Here is an 18,886-nt window from a genome sequence, read left to right as displayed (position 1 = left end):
GAAAGTGGGAGCGATTGTCTTCGAAACGACAACCGACGCGGAGAAGCGCAGTTAATATCATTGCATAAAAAGCGCGCCCCACCCCTTCACCATGGGAGACAAGATGGACGCAATACCGGAGACCTTCCCCCGCCTGCTTCGCGAGCACGGCCGGGTCCGGCCGCACAAGTGCGCGTACCGGGAAAAATACCTGGGCATCTGGCAGACATGGACCTGGGCCCAGGTGAACGACGAAGTGCGCGCACTGGCCTGCGGCCTCGCAGCACTCGGCTTCCAGCGCGGCATGAATCTCGCCATCATCGGCGACAACCGGCCGCGCCTGTACTGGGCCATGCTGGCGGCCCAGTGCCTGGGCGGCGTGCCCGTGCCGCTGTACCAGGATGCGCCGGCGGCCGACATGGCCTATGTGCTGGAGAACGCCGAGATCGCCTACGCGGTCGTGGAAGACCAGGAACAGGTCGACAAGCTGCTCGAGCTGCAAGGCGACCATGGCGGCATCCGGCACATTGCCTACGACGACGAGCGTGGCATGCGCCACTACCGCCAGAGCGAGCTGATCTCGTACAGGCGCCTGCAGGAGGCGGGTCGGGCCTGGGACGCGGCCAATCCCGGTTACTTCGACGCGGCGCTGCAAGCGGGCCGCGGCACGGACAATGCGATCATCCTTTATACCTCGGGCACCACCGGCAAACCGAAAGGCGTCTGCCAGACCCATGCCGCGCTGATCGCGGCCGGTACCGGCGGCACGGGCTTCGAACACCTGACCGACGCGGAAAACGTGCTCTCGTACCTGCCCATGGCATGGGTCGGCGATTGCCTGTTCTCGTTCGCCCAGGCCCTCGTGGCCGGATTTACCGTGAACTGCCCGGAATCGCCGGACACCGTGACGATCGACCTGCGCGAGATCGGACCCACGTATTACTTCGCACCGCCGCGCATCTTCGAGGGCATGCTCACGCAAGTCATGATCCGCATGGAGGATGCCGGCGCACTGAAGCGCCGCATGTTCGACCACTTCATGGACGTAGCGCGGCGCGTGGGCGCGGACATCCTCGACGGCCGCCCCGTGCCGCTCGCCGACCGGCTGCACTACGCCGTCGGCAACCTGCTGGTCTATGGTCCGTTGAAGAACGTGCTCGGCCTGTCGCGCGTGCGGGTAGCCTACACGGCCGGCGCCGCGATCGGCCCCGACCTGTTCCGCTTCTACCGCTCGATCGGCATCAACCTGAAGCAGTTCTACGGGTCCACGGAAACCTGCGCCTACATCTGCCTGCAACCGGATGGGCAGATCAAGTTCGACAGCGTCGGCATGGCCGCGCCGGGCGTGGACGTGAAGCTGGCCGACAATGGCGAAGTGCTCGTGAAGTCGCCCACCCTGATGAGCTGCTACTACAAGCGGCCCGACGCCACGGGCGAGGCGATCGATGCGCAAGGCTGGTTCCATACGGGGGACGCGGGCATCTTCGATGCCGACGGCCACCTGAAAATCATCGACCGCGCGGCGGACGTGGGGCGCCTGAACGGCGGCGCCATCTTCGCGCCGAACTACATCGAGAACAAGCTGAAGTTCTTCCCCTTCATCAAGGAGGCGGTGGCGTTCGGCCACGGCCGCGATACGGTGTGCGCGTTTCTCAACATCGACATGGACGCGGTGGGCAACTGGGCCGAACGGCGCGGCATCGCCTACTCGGGCTACACGGACCTGGCCGCGCACCCGCAGGTGTACGCTTTGATGACGGAATGCGTGGAAAAGGTGAACGCCGACCTGGCCGCCGACGCAGCGATGAGCGCCACGCAGATCCACCGCTTCCTCGTGCTGCACAAGGAACTCGATCCGGACGACGACGAGCTCACGCGCACCCGCAAGGTGCGCCGCAAGTTCATCGCCGAGAAATACCGCGTGCTGATCGACGCGCTGTATGCGGGCCGGCAATCGCAGTACATCGAGACGCAGGTGAAATTCGAGGATGGCCGCACCGGCATCGTGGCGGCCGACCTGCGCATTGCCGACAGCCGCGTATTGCCCGCCGACGTGCGGCGCGCGGCATGATGGGAGAACCAGCGATGCTGATGAACGAACCCGATACCCTGTTCCACGCACGGCGCGAGACTGGCCCCGTCATTCTCGACCTGCGCCGTATCTCGCTGTCGTTCGGCGGCGTGAAGGCGCTCACCGACATTTCCTTCGACGTGCGCGAGCACGAGATCCGCGCCATCATCGGCCCGAACGGCGCCGGCAAGAGTTCGATGCTCAATGTGATCAACGGCGTGTACCGCCCGCAGCAGGGCGAGATCGTGTTCCGCGGCCGGCACCGCCGCAGCATGGATTGCCACGCGGCGGCGAAGTCGGGCATTGCCCGCACGTTCCAGAACATCGCCCTGTTCAAGGGCATGACGGTGCTGGACAACGTGATGACCGGCCGCAACCTCAAGATGACATCGAATTTCCTGCTCCAGGCGCTGTACTGGGGGCCGGCCCGGCGCGAGGAAATCGCGCACCGCCGCAAGGTGGAGGAAATCATCGACTTCCTGGAAATCCAGCACATCCGCAAGACGCCCGTCGGGCGCCTGCCCTACGGTCTGCAGAAACGCGTGGAGCTGGCGCGCGCCCTGGCCGCCGAGCCGGAAATCCTGCTGCTGGACGAACCGATGGCCGGCATGAACGTGGAAGAGAAGCAGGACATGTGCCGCTTCATCCTCGACGTGAACGACCAGTTCGGCACGACGATCGTGCTGATCGAGCACGACATGGGCGTGGTGATGGATATTTCGGACCGGGTGGTGGTGCTCGACTACGGGCGCAAGATCGGCGACGGCACGCCGGACGAGGTGCGCAACAATCCGGAAGTGATCAAGGCTTACTTGGGGCGAGCCGGGGTTTCGGAAGGCATGCCTTCCGCCGGTCGAGCGCCCGGAGCTTTAGCGGAGGGCCGGCATGGACATTAACTTCTTCTTCGAAGTGCTGATCGGAGGCCTCCTCTCCGGCGTGATGTATGCGCTGGTGGCCATCGGCTTCGTGCTGATCTACAAGGCGTCCGGAGTGTTCAATTTCGCCCAGGGCGCCATGGTGTTCTTCGCGGCGCTGACCTGCGTGGGCCTGATGGACAAGTTCGGCATGTCGCTGTGGCTGGCCATCCCGGCCACCATCGTCGCGATGATCATCCTCGGCATCGCCATCGAGCGCGTGGTGCTGCGCCCGCTGGTGAACCAGCCGGAGATCACGCTGTTCATGGCCACCATCGGCCTGGCCTTCTTCCTGGAAGGGCTGGCGCAGCTGATCTGGGGCGCCCAGGTGCGCCAGCTGCCGCTGCCGATCGAGGACGTGCCGCTGCAATCGCTGCTGGACCGTTTCAATATCGTCGTGTCGCAGTTCGACGTGACGGCGGCCGCCATCTGCGGCGTGCTCGTCGCCGTGCTGGCGCTGCTGTTCGCGAAAACGAAGGTCGGGCGTGCATTGCGCGCCGTGGCGGACGATCACCAGGCCGCGCTGGCGGTCGGCATTCCACTCCAGCGCATCTGGGCCATCCTGTGGGCCGTGGCGGGCGTGGTGGCCCTGGTGGCCGGCCTGTTGTGGGGCGCGCGCAATGGCGTGCAGTTCGCGCTCACCTTCATTGCCCTGAAAGCCTTGCCGGTGCTGATCCTCGGCGGCTTCACGTCGGTGCCCGGCGCCATCGTCGGCGGCCTGATCATCGGTGCGTCCGAGAAGCTGGCCGAGGTGTATATCGGCCCCCTCGTCGGCGGCGGCATCGAGGGCTGGTTCCCCTACGTGCTGGCGCTGCTGTTCCTGCTGGTGCGGCCGGAAGGGCTGTTCGGCGAAAAGATCATCCGGAGGATCTGACATGTTCTACCGCGAAGCCGGGCAATTCCGCACCACCTACGAGGCCGACGGCCAGATCCTGCCGATCCGGCAAGACCGCATCTTCCTGCTCGCCACGCTGGCCGTGGCCGTGCTGGCGGTGCCCTTCATCGCCTCGCCCTACCTGCTGTCGGCGATCCTCATCCCCTTCCTGATCTTTTCTCTGGCGGCGCTGGGCTTGAACATCCTCACCGGCTATGCCGGCCAGCTGTCGCTGGGCACGGCCGCGTTCATGGCCGTGGGCGCCTTCGCCTCGTGGAACTTCGTGGCGCGCATCCCCGGCATTCCCATGCTGCTGGCCTTCGTGCTCGGCGGGCTGTGCGCGGCCCTGGTGGGCATCGCGTTCGGCCTGCCCTCGCTGCGCATCAGGGGCTTCTATCTGGCCGCCGCCACGCTGGCCACGCAATTCTTCGTGATCTGGTGCCTGACGAAGATCTCGTGGCTGACCAACTACAGCCCCTCCGGCGTGATCACCGCGCAGCAGATCGAGATCATGGGCTATGCCTTCGACACGCCGCAGCGCAAGTACGTGCTGGTGCTGCTGGTGGTGGCGCTGCTCGCGCTGCTGGCGAAGAATCTGGTGCGCTCGAACGTGGGGCGGTCCTGGATGGCGGTGCGCGACATGGACATGGCCGCCGAGGTGGTCGGCATCCGCCCGCTGCGCACCAAGCTGCTGGCCTTTGCCGTGAGTTCGTTCTACTGCGGCGTGGCTGGCGCACTGTACGCATTCGCCTACCTGGGCACGGTGGAGCCGGAAGCCTACAACCTCGACCTGTCGTTTCGCATCCTGTTCATGATCATCATCGGCGGCGTGGGCTCGATCCTCGGCTCCTTCCTGGGCGCCGCCTTCATCGTGCTGCTGCCGGTGTTCCTGAACATCGTCGCGCACGGCCTCGCGCTGCCCACCAGCGTGGCGTCGAACCTCGAACTGATGGTGTTCGGCGCCCTCATCATCTTCTTCCTGATCGTGGAGCCGCATGGCCTGGCGCGCCTGTGGCAGATCGGCAAGGAAAAACTGCGTTTATGGCCATTCCCGCATTAGAACAATCACATTAGAACAATCACAGGAGACCATCATGAAGCTGCTGCCCTCCCTCGTTTTCGGCGCCGTGCTGGCAGGCGCCATCGCGCCGGCCTTCGCGCAGGAACAGTTCGTTGCCCTGCCCTCCTACCGCGTGGGGCCATATGCCTCCGGCGGTTCCGGCTTCTATGGGGGCATCATCGACTACTTCTCGCTCGTCAACGCGGCCGGCGGCGTCAATGGCGTGAAGATCGCCTGGCAGGAATGCGAGACGGAATACAACCCATCGCGCGGCGTGGAATGCTACGAACGGCTGAAGACTCAGCGCGGCGGCGCCACGCTGGTCGAGCCGCTGTCGACCAGCATCGCCTACGGCATCCTCGACCGCATCCCGAAGGACAAGATCCCGATGACGATGATCGGCTACGGCCGGTCGGACGCCGCCAACGGCAAGGTGTTCCCTTACGTGTTCCCATTGATCTCCAGCTACTGGAGCCAGGCCGCGGCCATGGTGAAATACCTGGCGGACAAGAACGGCGGCTCGCTGAAGGGCAAGAAGATCGTGCACCTGTACCACGATTCCGCGTTCGGCAAGGAACCTTTGCCGGTGCTGGAAGCGCTGGCGACGCAACAGGGCTTCGAGCTCGTGAAGATCCCCGTGGCGCCGCCCGGCAGCGAGCAGCAGGCGCAGTGGCTGCAGATCCGCCAGGCGCGGCCCGACCACGTGATCCTGTGGGGCTGGGGCGTGATGAATTCGGTGGCGATCAAGACGGCGCAGCGCAACGGCTTCCCGCGCGAGAAGATCCTGGGCGTGTGGTGGGCCGGGTCCGAAGAAGACACCGTGCCTTCCGGCGACGCCGCCAAGGGCTATACGGCGATGTCGTTCAACACGCCCGGCAACTACCCGGTGCTGGACGAGATCCGCGCGAAGCTCTACAAGACCGGCAAGGGCAACCTGGCCGACCAGGCCCGCATCGGCTCCGTGTATCACATGCGCGGCGTGACGGCCGGCATCCTGTTCGTGGAAGCGATGCGCACCGCGCAGGACAAGTTCGGCAAGGGCAAGCCGGTGACAGGCGAGCAGCTGCGCTGGGGACTCGAACACCTGAATCTCGACGCGGCGCGGCAAAAGGCGATCGGCGCCGTGAACATGTTCCCCACCGTAAAGACGAGCTGCGAAGACCATGAGGGTTCCGGCGCCGTGAAGGTACAGCAATGGGACGGCAAGAAGTGGAATGCCATCACGCCGAACTGGATCGTGGGCGACCGCGCGCTGGTGAAGAAGCTCGTCGACGACTCGTCGAACAAATACGCGGCCGAGAAGAACATCAAGCCGGCCTGCATGCCATGACCGGCCTTTCCGTCAACAATATCGAGGTGATCTACGATCACGTGATCCTCGTGCTGAAAGGCGTGTCGCTGGAAGTGCCGAAAGGGTCCATCGTGGCCCTGCTGGGCGCCAACGGCGCGGGCAAGTCCACCACCCTGAAGACGATCTCCACGCTGCTGCGCGGCGAGCGGGGCGACGTGACGAAGGGCGAAGTGCGCTTCAACGGCGAGCGCGTGGACCAGCTCACGCCGAACGAACTGGTGACGCGGGGCCTGGCGCAGGTGATGGAGGGCCGCCACTGCTTCGGCCACCTGACGATCGAGGAAAACCTGCTGACCGGTGCCTACACGAGGAAGCTCACCCGCGCGGAACTGCGCGAGGAGCTCGACCGGGTGTACCGCTATTTCCCTCGCCTTCGGGAGCGGCGCGCCAGCCAGGCCGGTTACACGTCCGGCGGCGAGCAGCAAATGTGTGCGATCGGGCGCGCGCTGATGGCGAAGCCGTCGATGATCCTGCTCGATGAGCCTTCGATGGGCATCGCCCCGCAGATCGTGGAAGAGATCTTCGGCATCGTCAAGGACTTGAATACGAACGAGGGCGTGTCCTTCCTGCTGGCCGAGCAGAACACGATGGTGGCGCTGCGCTATGCGGACTTCGGCTACATCCTCGAAAACGGCCGCGTCGTGATGGAAGGCGACGCTGCCGAGCTGGCGGCCAACGAGGATGTGAAGGAGTTCTACCTGGGTGTAGCCGCTGCGGGGCGCAAGAGCTTCCGCGACCAGAAATTCTACAAGCGGCGCAAACGGTGGCTGTCATGAACCTGGCCAAGGCGAAGAAACTGTGCGCAGGGCTGCCCGGTGCCACGCAGGACGTGAAATGGGAATCGAGCCTCGTGTTTTCGGTTGGCGGCAAGATGTTTGCCGCGACCGATGCCGATCCGAAGGCAAGCCGCATCAGCTTCAAGGTCGACGACGACGCCTTCCTCGCGCTGACGGACCGTCCCGGCATCATCCCCGCCCCGTACCTGGCGCGGGCGAAGTGGGTGCAGATCGAGAACTTGAAGGCCGTATCGGACGAGGAAGCGGCCGCGCTGCTCACGCGCGCCCATGAAATCGTGTTCGGCAAACTGACGAAGAAGCTGCAGAGGGACATCCTGGAAGGCTGCGCATGAACTCACTCGACGATCTGGAGACGCGCGATCCGCGCGACCGCGAACGCGACCTGATGCGGCGCCTGCCTGCCCTCGTTGCGCAGGCGCAGACCGCGCCGGGCTGGGCGCGCATCCTGCGCGGCGTGGAAGCCTCGGCCATCGACCACCGCGCGGCGCTGGCGCAGCTGCCCGTGACGCGCAAGGCACAGCTGAAGGATTTGCAGCAACAGGAAAGCCCGCTGGGTGGCCTCACCAGCACGGCGCCGCGCGCGCTGGCGCGCATCTACATGTCGCCCGGCCCCATCTTCGATCCCGAGGGGCGCTCGCGCGACTGGTGGCGCTTTGCGCGGCCCATGTGGGCCGCCGGCGTGCGCGCCGGCGGCCTGCTGCAGAATTGCTTTTCCTACCACTTCACGCCGGCCGCGTTCATGGTCGAAGGCGGTGCTGCGCGCATCGGTTGCACGGTGATCCCGGCCGGCAGCGGGCAGACGGAGTTGCAGGTACAGGCCATGTCCACACTGAAACCGGATACCTATGTGGGCACGCCATCGTTCCTGAAGCTCATCATGGAAAAGGCCGTTGAAACGGGGGCGGACGTGTCGGGCCTGAAGCACGCGCTGGTATCGGCCGAAGCGCTGCCCGACTCGCTGCGCAAGTGGTTCGTCGATCACGGCGTGCCGCACGTATGCCAGGCCTACGCCTCGGCCGACGCCGGCAGCATCGCCTACGAGACCCGCACCGAGGGCAAGCTCAATCCGGGCATGGTGCTGGACGAGGAAATAATCCTGGAGATCGTCAAGCCCGGTACCGGCGAACCCGTGCCGCCGGGCGACGTGGGCGAAGTGGTGCTCACCGTGTTCAACCCGGACTATCCGCTGATCCGCTTCGCCACCGGCGATCTCTCCGCCCTGCTGGCCGACGCGGCGCCATCGCCATGCGGGCGCACGAATGCGCGCATCCGCGGCTGGCTGGGCCGCGCGGACCAGACGACGAAGGTGCGGGCGATGTTCGTCCATCCGTCGCAGGTGCACGAGGTGGCGCGGCGCCATGGCATCGCCAGGGCGCGGCTGGTGGTGACAGGCACGATCGCGGACGAAACGATGACCTTGCAGTGCGAAGTGGACGATCCGGCAACGGCCGGCGACGGCGCCGCCATCGTGGCGACCCTGCGCGATGTGACGAAGCTGCGCGGCGAAGTAATCTTCATGCAACGGGGCAGCCTGCCGAACGATGGCAAGGTGATCGACGACCAGCGCCGCTATGACTGAATGACTGAAGGCAAGGCGGATACTTGCGCTACACATTGCCAGTACGGTTGAATCCGGGCCGGACAACCGCACCGTAATCGCGGATAATTGGCGCATTTTTCAACTGTACTTTCCACGTCATGCAAGAATTTCATCATCAACGGGCCCGTGCGCTGCTGGACAACGCCGAGGAAATCTTTACCGCCCAGCAGGTGTCCGACGCCGTGCGCCAGGTGGCCGGCGACCTGAACGCGCGCTTCAACGCGCTCGAGGAATTCCCGCTCGTGCTCGGCGTGATGGGCGGCGCCGTCGTCTTCACCGGCAACCTGCTGCCGCAGCTGACGTTCCCCCTCGAATTCGACTACATCCACGTGAGCCGCTACGGCGACGAAGACCGCGGCGGCGAAGTGGTGTGGAAGGTGGTGCCCCGCTCGAATGTCGAGGGCCGCACCGTGATCGTCGTGGACGATATCCTCGACGAAGGCGAGACGCTGGCGCACGTGAAGCAGCGCCTGCTGGAAATGGGCGCCAAGGAAGTCGTCATCGTCGTGTTCTGCGACAAGGCGATCGGCAAGACCAAGCCCATCAAGCCCGACCTGGTCGGCCTCGTCATCCCGAACCGTTTCGTGGTGGGTTACGGCATGGATGCCTACAACTACTGGCGCAACCTGCCGGGCCTGTGGGCGCTCGACAACGCGGACCTGTCCAACTAGGCGGTCTCGCGCGGCCGCAGCACCGCGTCCACCAGGCCGTACTCGACGGCCTGCGTGGCCGACATGAAGTTATCCCGGTCCGAATCGCGCGCCACGCGCGCGATATCCTGCCCCGTGCGCTCGGCGAACAGCCGGTTCAGCCGCTCGCGCAGGTGCAGCACCTCCCTTGCCTGTATCTCCACATCTGCCGCCGTGCCCTGCGAACCGCCACTGGGCTGGTGGATCATGATGCGGGCATTCGGCAGCGCATGGCGCTTGCCCTTCTCCCCCGCCGCCAGCAGGAAGGCGCCCATGCTGGCCGCGAAACCCGTGCAGATCGTGGCCACCGCCGGCCGGATGAATTGCATCGTGTCGTAGACCGCCAGGCCCGCGTAGACGGACCCGCCGGGCGAGTTGATGTACAGTGAAATATCCTTGTCGGGGTTCTCCGATTCCAGGAACAGCAGTTGCGCGACGATCAGGTTGGCCGATTCGTCGGTGACGGGGCCGACGAGGAAGACGATGCGTTCGCGCAGCAGGCGCGAGTAGATGTCATAGGCCCGTTCGGTCCGGCCCGTGTTTTCGATGACGGTGGGGATCATGTGCATGGCGGCTCCTTGGTGAGTGTGCCCGCTTGACGCGCCACGCACCGCGGCCGTGACAGGGAAATTTTTTCGGCCGTTGTCACGTTTTCCCGGTCTCATGCGTCATCCACGCAAGGAGGATGAGATGAACGATTCGATTGCGCAATTCGAAGCGTCGCGCCGGCGCCTGTTGTCGATCGCCTACCGCATGCTGGGCAGCGTGGCCGAGGCGGAAGACGTGGTGCAGGACACCTGGCTGCGCTGGCACGCCGCCGACCATGCCAGACTGGAAACGCCGGTCGCCTGGCTGACGACGGTGGCCACGCGGCTGGCGCTCGACCGGCTGCGCCGGGCGAAACGGGAAATCGCGCTGCCGGAACCGTGGCTGGAAGACGAGCCGCCATCCGGCACGGACGAGGTGGAACGCCTGTGCGAGCTGTCGTACGGCATGCTGCTGATGTTGCAGCGCCTCTCGCCCGACGAGCGCGCGGCGCTGCTGTTGCACGAAGTGTTCGACGTGCCGCATGCGGAGATCGCCCGCATCCTCGGATTGAAAACGGACCATTCGCGCCAGCTCGTGCGCCGGGCGAAGGCGCGGGTACAGGCGGGCCCCGCGCGCCGCGGCGCCAGCGCCGACAGCGCGCGGCTGGCCCATGCGTTCGTGGAGGCGATCCGCCGCCACGACGAGGATGCGGTGGTGCGGCTGGTGCGCGGGCTCGACGTCGTCGGCCTGCTCGACCGCGCGGCGCCGCACGCCCTGGCCGCGCCGGGCACGAGCGCCCGCTTGCAATGCGTCAACGGCGCGCCGGGCGTGGCCGTGCTGCGCTACGGACGCATCGATGTGCTGCTCAGCTTTGACGATGGCACGCTGTATGCCGTGCAGCCGCGGGTCATGGCCGTGCCACCCTTGATCGGGGCCCCGCTGCCTACCACCTAAGGCCAATGGGCATGCGAGGTTGCCTGGACTACCATTTTCCGCACAATTCACCCCTTCAGAGGTCCCCATGAGCACGGAAAAACTGGAAGTCCTGACCCCGCACAACAGCCAGATCATCTTCATCGACCACCAGCCGCAGATGGCGTTCGGCGTGCAATCGATCGACCGCCAGGTCTTGAAGAACAATACCGTCGGCCTGGCGAAAGCGGCCAAGGTATTCAACATTCCCACCACGATCACCACGGTGGAAACGCTGAGCTTCTCCGGCCACACCTACCCGGAACTGCTGGACGTATTCCCCGGCCAGGACATCCTGGAACGCACCTCGATGAATTCCTGGGACGACCAGAAAGTGCGCGACGCGCTGGCAAAGAACGGCCGCAAGAAAGTGATCGTGGCCGGCCTGTGGACGGAAGTGTGCAATACCACGTTCGCGCTGTGCGCGATGCTGGAAGGCGGCTACGAGATCTATATGGTGTCCGACGCTTCGGGCGGCACGTCGAAGGAAGCGCACGACATGGCCATGCAGCGCATGATCCAGGCCGGCGTGGTGCCGGTGACGTGGCAGCAGGTGCTGCTGGAATGGCAGCGCGACTGGGCGCACCGCGATACGTATGATGCCGTGATGAAGATCGTCAAGGAACACTCGGGCGCGTACGGCATGGGCGTGGACTACGCGTACACGATGGTGCACAAGGCGCCGCAGCGTACCGCTTCGCAGCATGAGACGCTGGCGCCGGTGGCGGCGAAGTAATCGCATGATGCACCTGGTGTCGTACACCTCGCAGAGGTGTACGACACCGGTTTTCCCTTCCCCCGCCTTACAGCGCGAGCCGCTTGCGCGCCGCCTCGTACTCGGCCTTCAACCGCTCCACCATCTCCGCCGTCGTCGGCACGTCATCCATCAACCCCACCCCCTGGCCGGCGCCCCAGATGTCGCGCCATGCCTTCGCGCTGCCCGAGCCGAAGCTCATCTTGCTCTTGTCCGATTCCGGCAGGGCTTCAGGATCGAGGCCGGCGGCCACGATCGATTTCTTCAGGTAGTTGCCGTGCACGCCGGTGAACAGGTTCGTGTAGATCACGTCCGCCGCGTTCGATTCCACGATCGCTTCGCGGTAGGCGTCCGTCACGTTCGATTCCTTGGTCGCCAGCCAGCGCGAGCCGATGTAGGCGAAGTCGGCGCCCATCGCCTGCGCGGCCAGGATTGCGTCGCCGGTGGCGATCGAGCCGGAGAGCGCGATGGGACCGTCGAAGAACTTGCGCACCTCGCCGACCAGGGCGAAGGGCGACAGCGTGCCCGCATGGCCGCCGGCGCCGGCCGCCACCAGGATCAGGCCATCGACACCCGCTTCCAGCGCCTTCTGCGCGTGGCGGATCGAGATCACGTCGTGCAGCACGATGCCGCCGTAGCTGTGGATCGCGTCCAGCATTTCCTTCGGCGGGGCGCGCAGCGACGAGATGATGATCGGCACCTGGTGTTTCACACACACTTCCACGTCGTGCGCCAGGCGGTCGTTCGACTGGTGCACGATCTGGTTGACGGCAATCGGGCCCACTTTCTTGTCGGGATTGGCCGCCTGGAAGTCCGCCAGTTCCTTCTGCAGGTCGGTCAGCCACGTGTCGAGCAGCTCGGCCGGCCGGGCGTTCAGCGCCGGGAAGGAGCCGACGATGCCGGCCTTGCACTGCGCCGCCACCAGGGCGGGGCCGCTGGCGATGAACATCGGCGAGGCAATCACGGGAAGGGACAGGTTTTGCAGCACGGGAGGCAAGGCCATGGTCGACTCGCAGAAAGTGGAAAAGTTGATCGGGTCGGACGATTATAGACTTATAAAAGTACGATCGTGCGAATTCTAGACGGAACGCTCTACCCGATGGCGCCACACACTACACGTTCACCAGGTCGTCGCCCTCGACCTTGGCGGCCAGGCCCCGCACCAGCTGCTTGATGGCCCAGGCGGCCAGTTCTTCTTCCGATTTATGCAGGTGGCGACGGTTCGTCTCGACAACCAGCGGAATCGACGCGAGCAGTGCCTGCACGCCGGCGACGGGAATGCGCTGGCGTTCCAGCAACAGGAACTTGAGCAGCACCTTCACCGCGTATTCGGCGTTGTTGGCCGGTTTCGACGACAGGAAATCGAGCCGCCGCCGGGCACGCGCCAGCGAGGCTTCCACGTCGTCGAAGATCGCGCCATGGCCGGGGATCACGAGCCGCACGTCCAGCGCGGCGATCAGGTCGAGCGTGGCGCCCGCCTCGGCGAAGCCCTCCTCCCCTTCCAGCTCGGGGAAGATCACGCCAAAGCCGTTCTGCCACAGCGCATCCGCCGATATCAGCACCTTGTGCTCGGGGCAGTACCAGATCAGCGAGTGAGCATGGTGGCCAGGGGCGCCCAGCACCTGCCATTCGAGGCCGCCCACCGTCAGCACGTCGCCCGGCTTCACCACGCCGTCGATCGTGAAACGTGGGCATTGCTGGCCGGTGGCGCGGAACGTCAGCGCGTCTTCATCCCAGTGGCGCACCTTCGCTTCCTCGGCGGCCGGCACGAACGTGTCGCAGCCATAGTGGGCCTGCAAGAGCGCGTTGCCGCCGCAATGGTCGGAATGCAGGTGCGTGGTGAACAGCCGGTCCAGGTGGCGGCCCGGCAGCGCATGGCGCACCAGCTCGAGCGTTTGCGGCGCATGTGTTACGTAGCCGCTATCGATCAGCGCCGTGTCATGGCGGCCGACCAGCAGTACATTGTTGGCGGAAAGCCAACCGCGTTCGAACACGCGGATCGAGTCGGGTAAAGTCATCATATTCAATCGTGAGCCGGCGCGGCGCGCGGCGCGCTCAGTTGACCTTCAGTCGAAGCCCAGCGCCTGCTCGCGCAGGCGGAGCCGGGCCCATACGGCGCGTTTGTATTCGTCGTCGGCGCCCGACCACGCCACGATCTCCTCGATCGTGCGCAGGCAGCCCTCGCAGAAGCCGGTGTCGCGGTTCATCTTGCACAGGCTGACGCAGGGCGATGGAACGGGCGTGGCATGTTCCGGCAAACCAGTTTTCATAATGCGGTGGCAAATGGCAAGCCTGTATTTTAGCCGATACAGTGCGGCCCCCCCGTTTGGAGAATTTGGCTATACTGGCCAAAAATAAAAGGCCCGTGGACCGCACGGAGCGCAGAGGAGACGCAGCATGGCGCCTGGATCTGAAGGGTTTTCAGCCCGTTTCAGTTCCATTTCAGTTCCGTTTTCAGGTGCCCGTCTGACATCCACCAGCCTCCGGGGAACACCATGAATGAAGGTCATCATTGGTTTGCGCAAATGCGAAAGACGGTCAAGCTGCTGTTCGGCGGCGACCTGCCCGATATTCCCGAGTCAGCCTTCACGCTGCCTTCCTTTGAACTGCCAAACGCGGTGTTCGACACACCGCCCGCGCCATCGAAGCCCCCCTCGGGAGCGCACTTCATGAGCGGCGTGTATGCCAACGAGGCCGGCAGCCGCTCCTACAAGCTGTACGTGCCATCGAGCTGGAAGGGCCAGCCCCTGCCGCTGGTGGTCATGCTGCACGGTTGCGCGCAGGATCCCGACGATTTCGCCGCCGGCACGCAAATGAACGCGGTGGCCGAGGAAAGGCGCTGCTTCGTCGTCTACCCCGCGCAGTCGCCCGACGCGAACAACTCGCGCTGCTGGAACTGGTTCAATGCGCTCGACCAGAAGCATGGCCAGGGCGAGCCCTCGATCATCGCCGGCATCACGCGCGACATCATCGATACCTATCCGGTCAAGCCGGGGCAGGTGTACATCGCCGGCATGTCGGCCGGCGGAGCGATGGCCGTCATCGTCGGCACGCTGTATCCGGAACTGTTCGCCGCCGTGGGCGTGCACTCGGGCCTGCCTTTCGCGGCAGCGCGCGACCTGCCGTCGGCGCTGTCGGCGATGAAGCGCGGCGCCAGCGCGCGCGACGTGAAAAGCGCCGGGCTGCCGATCATCGTCTTCCACGGCGACCAGGATACGACGGTCCATCCCGTCAACGGCGAGGAATTGATGGCGCAAGGCTTGCGCAGCCATCCGCTGGGAACGAAGGCACTGCCTTCGCGGCTGGCCGGCCGGGTGCCGGACGGCCACGCGTACACGCGCACCAAGCACTGGCTGAACGATGGTTCGCCGCTGGCCGAGCACTGGGTGATCCACGGAGCCGGCCATGCATGGTCCGGCGGCAGCCCGGCGGGCAGCTACACGGACGGCAGGGGTCCCGACGCGAGCCGCGAGATGATGCGCTTCTTCGCCACGGTAAGGGGCGGCTGACCGTTCATCGCCGGCGCTGCAAGGCGACGATGTGCGCCTTCAGGCAGCCCGGGCACCAGCACCCGACCGTTGTCGATACGTCATCGCCTTCCTGCCGGGGTACCGGGACGGCAGGCGGCAGCAGCGTGCACCAGCACGGCGCATCGGTGGCGCCGTCCTTCATCGCGCAATGGAAAGTGGCGCCGCAGCGCTCGCAGGTGCTCATGCGCCGAGGCTAACGGATAGTCGGCGGAACCACAAGCGATGCGGCGCGGATTTGGTTTTATAATGCGCGTCAAAAAAGCCGCCGGCCCGGCAAGGCCGGTGGCCTGCGGCCCGCACCGCCGCTTCGCTGTAAAATCGCCCCACACTCTTTACCGGACCCGCCATGAGCCAACTGACCAATTTGAACCTGGATGTACCAGCCGATGACCTTGCCGCCGTGTCGCCGGCGATCAAGGCGCAGATTCTTGCGGAAGCGCTGCCGTACATCCGTAATTTTCATGGCAAAACCATCGTCATCAAATACGGCGGCAATGCCATGACCGACGAGCGCCTGAAGCACGGCTTCGCGCGCGACGTGATCCTGTTGAAACTGGTCGGCATGAACCCGGTCGTGGTGCACGGCGGTGGCCCGCAGATCGACAATGCGCTGAAGAAGATCGGCAAGCAGGGCACCTTCGTGCAGGGCATGCGCATCACCGACGAGGAAACGATGGAAGTCGTGGAATGGGTGCTGGGCGGTGAAGTGCAGCAGGACATCGTCATGCTGATCAACCACTACGGCGGCCAGGCCGTGGGCCTGACCGGCAAGGACGGCGGCCTGATCCGCGCCCGCAAGATGGCGATGCCGGACAGGGACAACCCAGGCCAGTACCTCGACATCGGCTTCGTCGGCGAGATCGACGCGATCAACCCGGCCGTGGTGAAGGCGCTGCAGGACGACGCGTTCATCCCGATCATTTCGCCGATCGGTTTCGGCCAGGACGGCCAGGCCTACAACATCAATGCCGACGTGGTGGCCGGCAAGATCGCCGAGATCCTGAAGGCGGAAAAACTGATCATGATGACCAATATCGCCGGCGTGCAGGACAAGAACGGCAACCTGGTCACCGACCTGTCCGCCCGCGAGATCGACGAGATGTTCGCCGACGGTACGATCTCCGGCGGCATGCTGCCGAAGATCTCGTCCGCCCTCGATGCCGCCAAATCGGGCGTCAACACGGTGCACATCATCGATGGCCGCATCGAGCACAGCCTGCTGCTGGAAGTGTTGACCGAACAGGCATTTGGCACTATGATCCGGTCTCACTGAAAAAAACGGGCGGTGCAAGCCGCCCGTTTTTTTCGGAGTCTGCGCGAAGTTTTCCACGCAGTTTTCCGGTTCGATGCCCTTGTAGCTCAGTGGTAGAGCACTCCCTTGGTAAGGGAGAGGCCACGTGTTCAATCCACGTCAAGGGCACCATCCTCCGCGCCCAGTACCCTTCCTCGGTACACCCACCTCAGTACACCCGTTCCACCCGCAGTCCTCTTTGCCGCAGCAGTTCCGGCACGCTGTTCTTCCCCACCAGATGCAATACCCCGATCGCGGCCACGCTCAGTTTTTCGCGCGCCAGCAGTTTCGCGATGCCGTCGGCGAGCAGCGGATTGCGCTCGTCCAGCAGCACGCGGCTGACGAAACGGCCGGAGAACGTCGTGTCGCCGGCCGTCTTGGCGGCGATGCGGTCCAGTGCGGCCTGGTCGGCAGTGGCCCATGCCGAAGCGATGGCACGCGCATCGCTGGCCTGTTCCTTGTCTTCGATCGCGTCGATCGTCTCCTGCAGGAACAGGGCCTGATCGGCGGTTGTCATGCGCCCGAACAGGGACATTTGCGCATGCACCGATTCGAGTTCCACGATCTTCTGCTTGCGCGAGCGCGCCCTTTGCGACAGCCAGCTTTCCACGGCCAGCTCGGTCTGGTAGCCCTGCCGTTCGAATTCGCGCACCGTCAGGAGGCTGGCCAGCATCCATGGCTTCATCGGCGCCACCGAGGCGGGCGGCACGTCGTACTGGCGCAGCAGGCGGTCGAGGCGGGGCCGGTAGGCGGCCGGCAGGTCGGCCGCCGCGGGGCCGCGGCCGGCCGGGTACATGCCGAAATCGCGCACGGCGCGGGCGATCTCTTCCTGGCTGCCGAGCGGATCGACTTCCAGCGCCAGCACGGCGGCGTTGTCCAGCGCGGCGGTGATCTTCGGTTCGAGGGGATAGAAGCTGCTCGCGCCCACGTGGATGGTGCCAAACAGCCAGGCGACGTTGCCCGCGTTTTCCCCGACCGCCTCGATGCGGAACAGGGCGCCACGGTTCGGAGTGTCGCCTGCCGCCATCGCCCGCGATGCCAATGACGCGGTAAACACGAACAGGCAACAAAACATCACTATAATCTGGCGTCGCATGGCTACCTTTGCAGTTCCGAGAGACGTGAATATTAAACCTTTGGCCCCGGTCTGGCTGTTCGACCTCGACAACACGCTGCACAACGCGTCGCACGCGATCTTCCCCGCGATCATGGCGAACATGAACACGTATATCGCGCGCGTGCTGGGCGACGGCACCACACCGGCCGGCATCGACGCCGTCAATGCCGCGCGCACCCTGTACTGGAAGCGCTACGGCGCCACGCTGCTGGGCCTGGTGAAGCACCATGGCGTGCAAGCCGAGCACTTCCTGGCTGAAACCCATACCATGGACGACCTGGTATCGATGATCCGGCACGAAAAAGGGCTCGGCCAGCTGCTCCGGCGCCTGCCCGGCCGCAAGGTGCTGCTGACCAACGCCCCACACCGCTACTCGACGATGGTGCTGCGCCATCTCGGCATCGCCCGGCACTTTTCGCACCATATCGCGGTCGAATCGATGCGCGTGCATGGCCAGCTGCGCCCGAAGCCGTCGAAGCTGTTGCTGCGCAAGGTGATGCGGCGCCAGCAGGTCACGGCGCGCCGCTGCATCCTCGTCGAGGATACGCTGGCCAACCTGCGCAGCGCCCATGCGCTGGGCATGCGCACGGCATGGGTCACGCAGTACGTGAAGGTGGGCGACGCGGTCAGCACCGCACACCCGCCCAAGCGGCTGACCCGCCCAGGCTGGGTGGACGTCAAAGTACAATCCGTCAAACACCTGCCGGCGCGGCTGTCGCGCCTGCGCCGCAGCACCTTGATCGCGAGCTCCATCCGATAATGGCAACCCAACCGCCCGGCCAGCGCAAGCTGCAAATCCTCCAGGCCCTGGCCGCGATGCTCGAGCATCCGAAGGGCGAAAAGATCACCACGGCCGCGCTGGCGCGCCGGCTCGAGGTGTCCGAGGCCGCCCTGTACCGCCACTTCGCCAGCAAGGCCCAGATGTTCGAGGGCTTGATCGAATTCATCGAAACCTCGGTGTTCGGGCTGATCAACCAGATCACCGAGCACCAGGAGGACGGCCTGGCGCAAGCCTGCGACATCCTCTCCATGCTGCTGCATTTCGCCGCCAACAACCCGGGCATGACCCGCGTGCTGATCGGCGATGCGCTGGTGGGCGAGGACGAGCGCCTGCAACAGCGCATGAACGGGTTCCACGACCGCGTGGAACTGGCCCTGAAGGGCGCGCTGCGTCAGGCCGCCGCGGATGCGGGCGTGGATTCGGGCCGTGGCAGCGACCAGGAACGCGACGTGGCGGCACGTGCCAGCCTCATGGTGGCCTTCGTGGTGGGCCGCTGGCACCGCTACGCCAAGAGTGGCTTTGCCCTGTCCCCGGCACAGGATGCGAACACGCAGATCGCCCTGCTGCTGCGCTGACCG

The 18,886-nt window shown here is 65.2% G+C and carries 21 protein-coding genes and 1 tRNA gene; 16 read left to right on the top strand and 6 right to left on the bottom strand.

The window, feature by feature from the left end; all coding sequences use genetic code 11:
* Positions 1 to 103 precede the first annotated feature (103 nt).
* From V6Z91_RS08535 to V6Z91_RS08495, 9 genes are all read left to right on the top strand, one after another.
* Positions 104 to 2,050: an AMP-binding protein gene (locus V6Z91_RS08535; protein WP_338769170.1), complete on the top strand. Its 1,947-nt coding sequence runs from the start codon at positions 104 to 106 to the stop codon at positions 2,048 to 2,050.
* A gap of 14 nt (positions 2,051 to 2,064) precedes the next feature.
* Positions 2,065 to 2,946, top strand: a complete 882-nt coding sequence (locus V6Z91_RS08530; RefSeq protein WP_338771772.1) for an ABC transporter ATP-binding protein — start codon at positions 2,065 to 2,067, stop codon at positions 2,944 to 2,946.
* Positions 2,942 to 3,838, top strand: a complete 897-nt coding sequence (locus tag V6Z91_RS08525) for a branched-chain amino acid ABC transporter permease (protein ID WP_338771771.1) — start codon at positions 2,942 to 2,944, stop codon at positions 3,836 to 3,838. Before V6Z91_RS08530 ends, V6Z91_RS08525 begins: the two co-directional genes overlap by 5 nt.
* A 1-nt stretch (position 3,839) precedes the next feature.
* Positions 3,840 to 4,898 carry a branched-chain amino acid ABC transporter permease gene (locus tag V6Z91_RS08520; RefSeq protein ID WP_338769167.1) on the top strand — a complete coding sequence of 353 codons (1,059 nt, stop codon included), beginning with the start codon at positions 3,840 to 3,842 and terminating at the stop codon, positions 4,896 to 4,898.
* A 34-nt stretch (positions 4,899 to 4,932) separates the two neighbouring features.
* Positions 4,933 to 6,228, top strand: a complete 1,296-nt coding sequence (locus V6Z91_RS08515; protein ID WP_338769165.1) for an ABC transporter substrate-binding protein — start codon at positions 4,933 to 4,935, stop codon at positions 6,226 to 6,228.
* Complete coding sequence (locus V6Z91_RS08510; RefSeq protein WP_338769163.1) at positions 6,225 to 7,025, top strand: ABC transporter ATP-binding protein; 801 nt, start codon at positions 6,225 to 6,227, stop codon at positions 7,023 to 7,025. The genes V6Z91_RS08515 and V6Z91_RS08510 overlap by 4 nt, the downstream gene beginning before the upstream one ends.
* The gene (locus tag V6Z91_RS08505) at positions 7,022 to 7,378 is read left to right on the top strand and encodes an MmcQ/YjbR family DNA-binding protein (RefSeq protein ID WP_338769161.1); all 357 of its coding nucleotides are present in this window, start codon (positions 7,022 to 7,024) and stop codon (positions 7,376 to 7,378) included. Before V6Z91_RS08510 ends, V6Z91_RS08505 begins: the two co-directional genes overlap by 4 nt.
* Positions 7,375 to 8,625, top strand: coding sequence for an AMP-binding protein (locus V6Z91_RS08500; RefSeq protein ID WP_338769159.1), 1,251 nt, complete (start codon positions 7,375 to 7,377; stop codon positions 8,623 to 8,625). Before V6Z91_RS08505 ends, V6Z91_RS08500 begins: the two co-directional genes overlap by 4 nt.
* A gap of 119 nt (positions 8,626 to 8,744) precedes the next feature.
* Positions 8,745 to 9,317: a hypoxanthine-guanine phosphoribosyltransferase gene (locus tag V6Z91_RS08495; RefSeq protein ID WP_338769157.1), complete on the top strand. Its 573-nt coding sequence runs from the start codon at positions 8,745 to 8,747 to the stop codon at positions 9,315 to 9,317.
* On the opposite strand, the gene clpP is transcribed toward V6Z91_RS08495, so the two are convergent.
* A complete protein-coding gene (gene clpP, locus V6Z91_RS08490) occupies positions 9,314 to 9,904 on the bottom strand; it encodes an ATP-dependent Clp endopeptidase proteolytic subunit ClpP (protein WP_338769154.1) in 591 nt (196 codons plus the stop codon). The genes V6Z91_RS08495 and clpP overlap by 4 nt on opposite strands.
* 121 nt (positions 9,905 to 10,025) lie before the next feature.
* On the opposite strand from clpP, the gene V6Z91_RS08485 reads away from it, so the two are divergent.
* Together V6Z91_RS08485 and V6Z91_RS08480 are read left to right on the top strand one after the other, a co-directional pair.
* Entirely contained in the window at positions 10,026 to 10,817 is a 792-nt protein-coding gene (locus tag V6Z91_RS08485) for a sigma-70 family RNA polymerase sigma factor (protein WP_338769149.1), read from the top strand.
* Between the two features lie 67 nt (positions 10,818 to 10,884).
* The gene (locus V6Z91_RS08480; RefSeq protein WP_338769147.1) at positions 10,885 to 11,571 is read left to right on the top strand and encodes a hydrolase; all 687 of its coding nucleotides are present in this window, start codon (positions 10,885 to 10,887) and stop codon (positions 11,569 to 11,571) included.
* A 67-nt stretch (positions 11,572 to 11,638) separates the two neighbouring features.
* On the opposite strand, the gene V6Z91_RS08475 is transcribed toward V6Z91_RS08480, so the two are convergent.
* From V6Z91_RS08475 to V6Z91_RS08465, 3 genes are all read right to left on the bottom strand, one after another.
* On the bottom strand, positions 11,639 to 12,592 hold the full coding sequence (locus V6Z91_RS08475) for a nitronate monooxygenase family protein (RefSeq protein WP_338769145.1): 954 nt from the start codon (positions 12,590 to 12,592) through the stop codon (positions 11,639 to 11,641).
* 109 nt (positions 12,593 to 12,701) lie between these two features.
* Positions 12,702 to 13,610 carry an MBL fold metallo-hydrolase gene (locus V6Z91_RS08470; RefSeq protein ID WP_338769143.1) on the bottom strand — a complete coding sequence of 303 codons (909 nt, stop codon included), beginning with the start codon at positions 13,608 to 13,610 and terminating at the stop codon, positions 12,702 to 12,704.
* A gap of 45 nt (positions 13,611 to 13,655) precedes the next feature.
* A complete protein-coding gene (locus V6Z91_RS08465; protein ID WP_338769140.1) occupies positions 13,656 to 13,859 on the bottom strand; it encodes a DUF1289 domain-containing protein in 204 nt (67 codons plus the stop codon).
* Positions 13,860 to 14,114: 255 nt separating this feature from the next.
* Between V6Z91_RS08465 and V6Z91_RS08460 the strand changes: the two genes are divergently transcribed.
* Positions 14,115 to 15,098: a PHB depolymerase family esterase gene (locus V6Z91_RS08460; RefSeq protein WP_338769137.1), complete on the top strand. Its 984-nt coding sequence runs from the start codon at positions 14,115 to 14,117 to the stop codon at positions 15,096 to 15,098.
* 4 nt (positions 15,099 to 15,102) lie between these two features.
* Here the strand turns inward: V6Z91_RS08460 and V6Z91_RS08455 are convergent, their stop codons facing one another.
* Positions 15,103 to 15,303, bottom strand: coding sequence for a cysteine-rich CWC family protein (locus V6Z91_RS08455; RefSeq protein WP_338769135.1), 201 nt, complete (start codon positions 15,301 to 15,303; stop codon positions 15,103 to 15,105).
* Between the two features lie 162 nt (positions 15,304 to 15,465).
* Between V6Z91_RS08455 and argB the strand changes: the two genes are divergently transcribed.
* Together argB and V6Z91_RS08445 are read left to right on the top strand one after the other, a co-directional pair.
* Positions 15,466 to 16,392 carry an acetylglutamate kinase gene (argB, locus tag V6Z91_RS08450; protein WP_338769132.1) on the top strand — a complete coding sequence of 309 codons (927 nt, stop codon included), beginning with the start codon at positions 15,466 to 15,468 and terminating at the stop codon, positions 16,390 to 16,392.
* Positions 16,393 to 16,467: 75 nt separating this feature from the next.
* Positions 16,468 to 16,542: transfer RNA gene (locus tag V6Z91_RS08445), tRNA-Thr, on the top strand.
* 37 nt (positions 16,543 to 16,579) lie between these two features.
* On the opposite strand, the gene V6Z91_RS08440 is transcribed toward V6Z91_RS08445, so the two are convergent.
* Entirely contained in the window at positions 16,580 to 17,437 is an 858-nt protein-coding gene (locus tag V6Z91_RS08440) for a TraB/GumN family protein (protein WP_338769129.1), read from the bottom strand.
* 94 nt (positions 17,438 to 17,531) lie between these two features.
* On the opposite strand from V6Z91_RS08440, the gene V6Z91_RS08435 reads away from it, so the two are divergent.
* Both V6Z91_RS08435 and slmA read left to right on the top strand, forming a co-directional pair.
* Positions 17,532 to 18,287 (top strand): pyrimidine 5'-nucleotidase, encoded by a 756-nt coding sequence (locus tag V6Z91_RS08435; RefSeq protein WP_338769127.1) that lies wholly within the window; start codon positions 17,532 to 17,534, stop codon positions 18,285 to 18,287.
* Positions 18,287 to 18,883: a nucleoid occlusion factor SlmA gene (slmA, locus tag V6Z91_RS08430; protein WP_338769124.1), complete on the top strand. Its 597-nt coding sequence runs from the start codon at positions 18,287 to 18,289 to the stop codon at positions 18,881 to 18,883. The genes V6Z91_RS08435 and slmA overlap by 1 nt, the downstream gene beginning before the upstream one ends.
* The last annotated feature ends 3 nt before the right edge of the window (positions 18,884 to 18,886 follow it).

It is taken from the genome of Massilia sp. METH4 (genome assembly GCF_037094685.1).
GTDB lineage: Bacteria > Pseudomonadota > Gammaproteobacteria > Burkholderiales > Burkholderiaceae_D > Rugamonas.
Note: the sequence above shows the minus strand (reverse complement) of the source record. Positions and strands in the feature narration are given on the sequence as shown.

What these genes read in the sequence shown, in the direction of transcription:
- slmA (WP_338769124.1), top strand. Translation starts at nt 18,287, where the DNA reads ATGGCAACCCAACCGCCCGGCCAGCGCAAGCTGCAAATCCTCCAGGCC.
- argB (WP_338769132.1), top strand. Translation starts at nt 15,466, where the DNA reads ATGAGCCAACTGACCAATTTGAACCTGGATGTACCAGCCGATGACCTT.
- V6Z91_RS08480 (WP_338769147.1), top strand. Translation starts at nt 10,885, where the DNA reads ATGAGCACGGAAAAACTGGAAGTCCTGACCCCGCACAACAGCCAGATC.
- V6Z91_RS08510 (WP_338769163.1), top strand. Translation starts at nt 6,225, where the DNA reads ATGACCGGCCTTTCCGTCAACAATATCGAGGTGATCTACGATCACGTG.
- V6Z91_RS08460 (WP_338769137.1), top strand. Translation starts at nt 14,115, where the DNA reads ATGCGAAAGACGGTCAAGCTGCTGTTCGGCGGCGACCTGCCCGATATT.
- clpP (WP_338769154.1), bottom strand. Translation starts at nt 9,904, where the DNA reads ATGCACATGATCCCCACCGTCATCGAAAACACGGGCCGGACCGAACGG.
- V6Z91_RS08530 (WP_338771772.1), top strand. Translation starts at nt 2,065, where the DNA reads ATGCTGATGAACGAACCCGATACCCTGTTCCACGCACGGCGCGAGACT.
- V6Z91_RS08515 (WP_338769165.1), top strand. Translation starts at nt 4,933, where the DNA reads ATGAAGCTGCTGCCCTCCCTCGTTTTCGGCGCCGTGCTGGCAGGCGCC.
- V6Z91_RS08520 (WP_338769167.1), top strand. Translation starts at nt 3,840, where the DNA reads ATGTTCTACCGCGAAGCCGGGCAATTCCGCACCACCTACGAGGCCGAC.
- V6Z91_RS08455 (WP_338769135.1), bottom strand. Translation starts at nt 15,303, where the DNA reads ATGAGCACCTGCGAGCGCTGCGGCGCCACTTTCCATTGCGCGATGAAG.
- V6Z91_RS08470 (WP_338769143.1), bottom strand. Translation starts at nt 13,610, where the DNA reads ATGATGACTTTACCCGACTCGATCCGCGTGTTCGAACGCGGTTGGCTT.
- V6Z91_RS08475 (WP_338769145.1), bottom strand. Translation starts at nt 12,592, where the DNA reads ATGGCCTTGCCTCCCGTGCTGCAAAACCTGTCCCTTCCCGTGATTGCC.
- V6Z91_RS08500 (WP_338769159.1), top strand. Translation starts at nt 7,375, where the DNA reads ATGAACTCACTCGACGATCTGGAGACGCGCGATCCGCGCGACCGCGAA.
- V6Z91_RS08495 (WP_338769157.1), top strand. Translation starts at nt 8,745, where the DNA reads ATGCAAGAATTTCATCATCAACGGGCCCGTGCGCTGCTGGACAACGCC.
- V6Z91_RS08505 (WP_338769161.1), top strand. Translation starts at nt 7,022, where the DNA reads ATGAACCTGGCCAAGGCGAAGAAACTGTGCGCAGGGCTGCCCGGTGCC.
- V6Z91_RS08535 (WP_338769170.1), top strand. Translation starts at nt 104, where the DNA reads ATGGACGCAATACCGGAGACCTTCCCCCGCCTGCTTCGCGAGCACGGC.
- V6Z91_RS08465 (WP_338769140.1), bottom strand. Translation starts at nt 13,859, where the DNA reads ATGAAAACTGGTTTGCCGGAACATGCCACGCCCGTTCCATCGCCCTGC.
- V6Z91_RS08485 (WP_338769149.1), top strand. Translation starts at nt 10,026, where the DNA reads ATGAACGATTCGATTGCGCAATTCGAAGCGTCGCGCCGGCGCCTGTTG.
- V6Z91_RS08440 (WP_338769129.1), bottom strand. Translation starts at nt 17,437, where the DNA reads ATGGCGGCAGGCGACACTCCGAACCGTGGCGCCCTGTTCCGCATCGAG.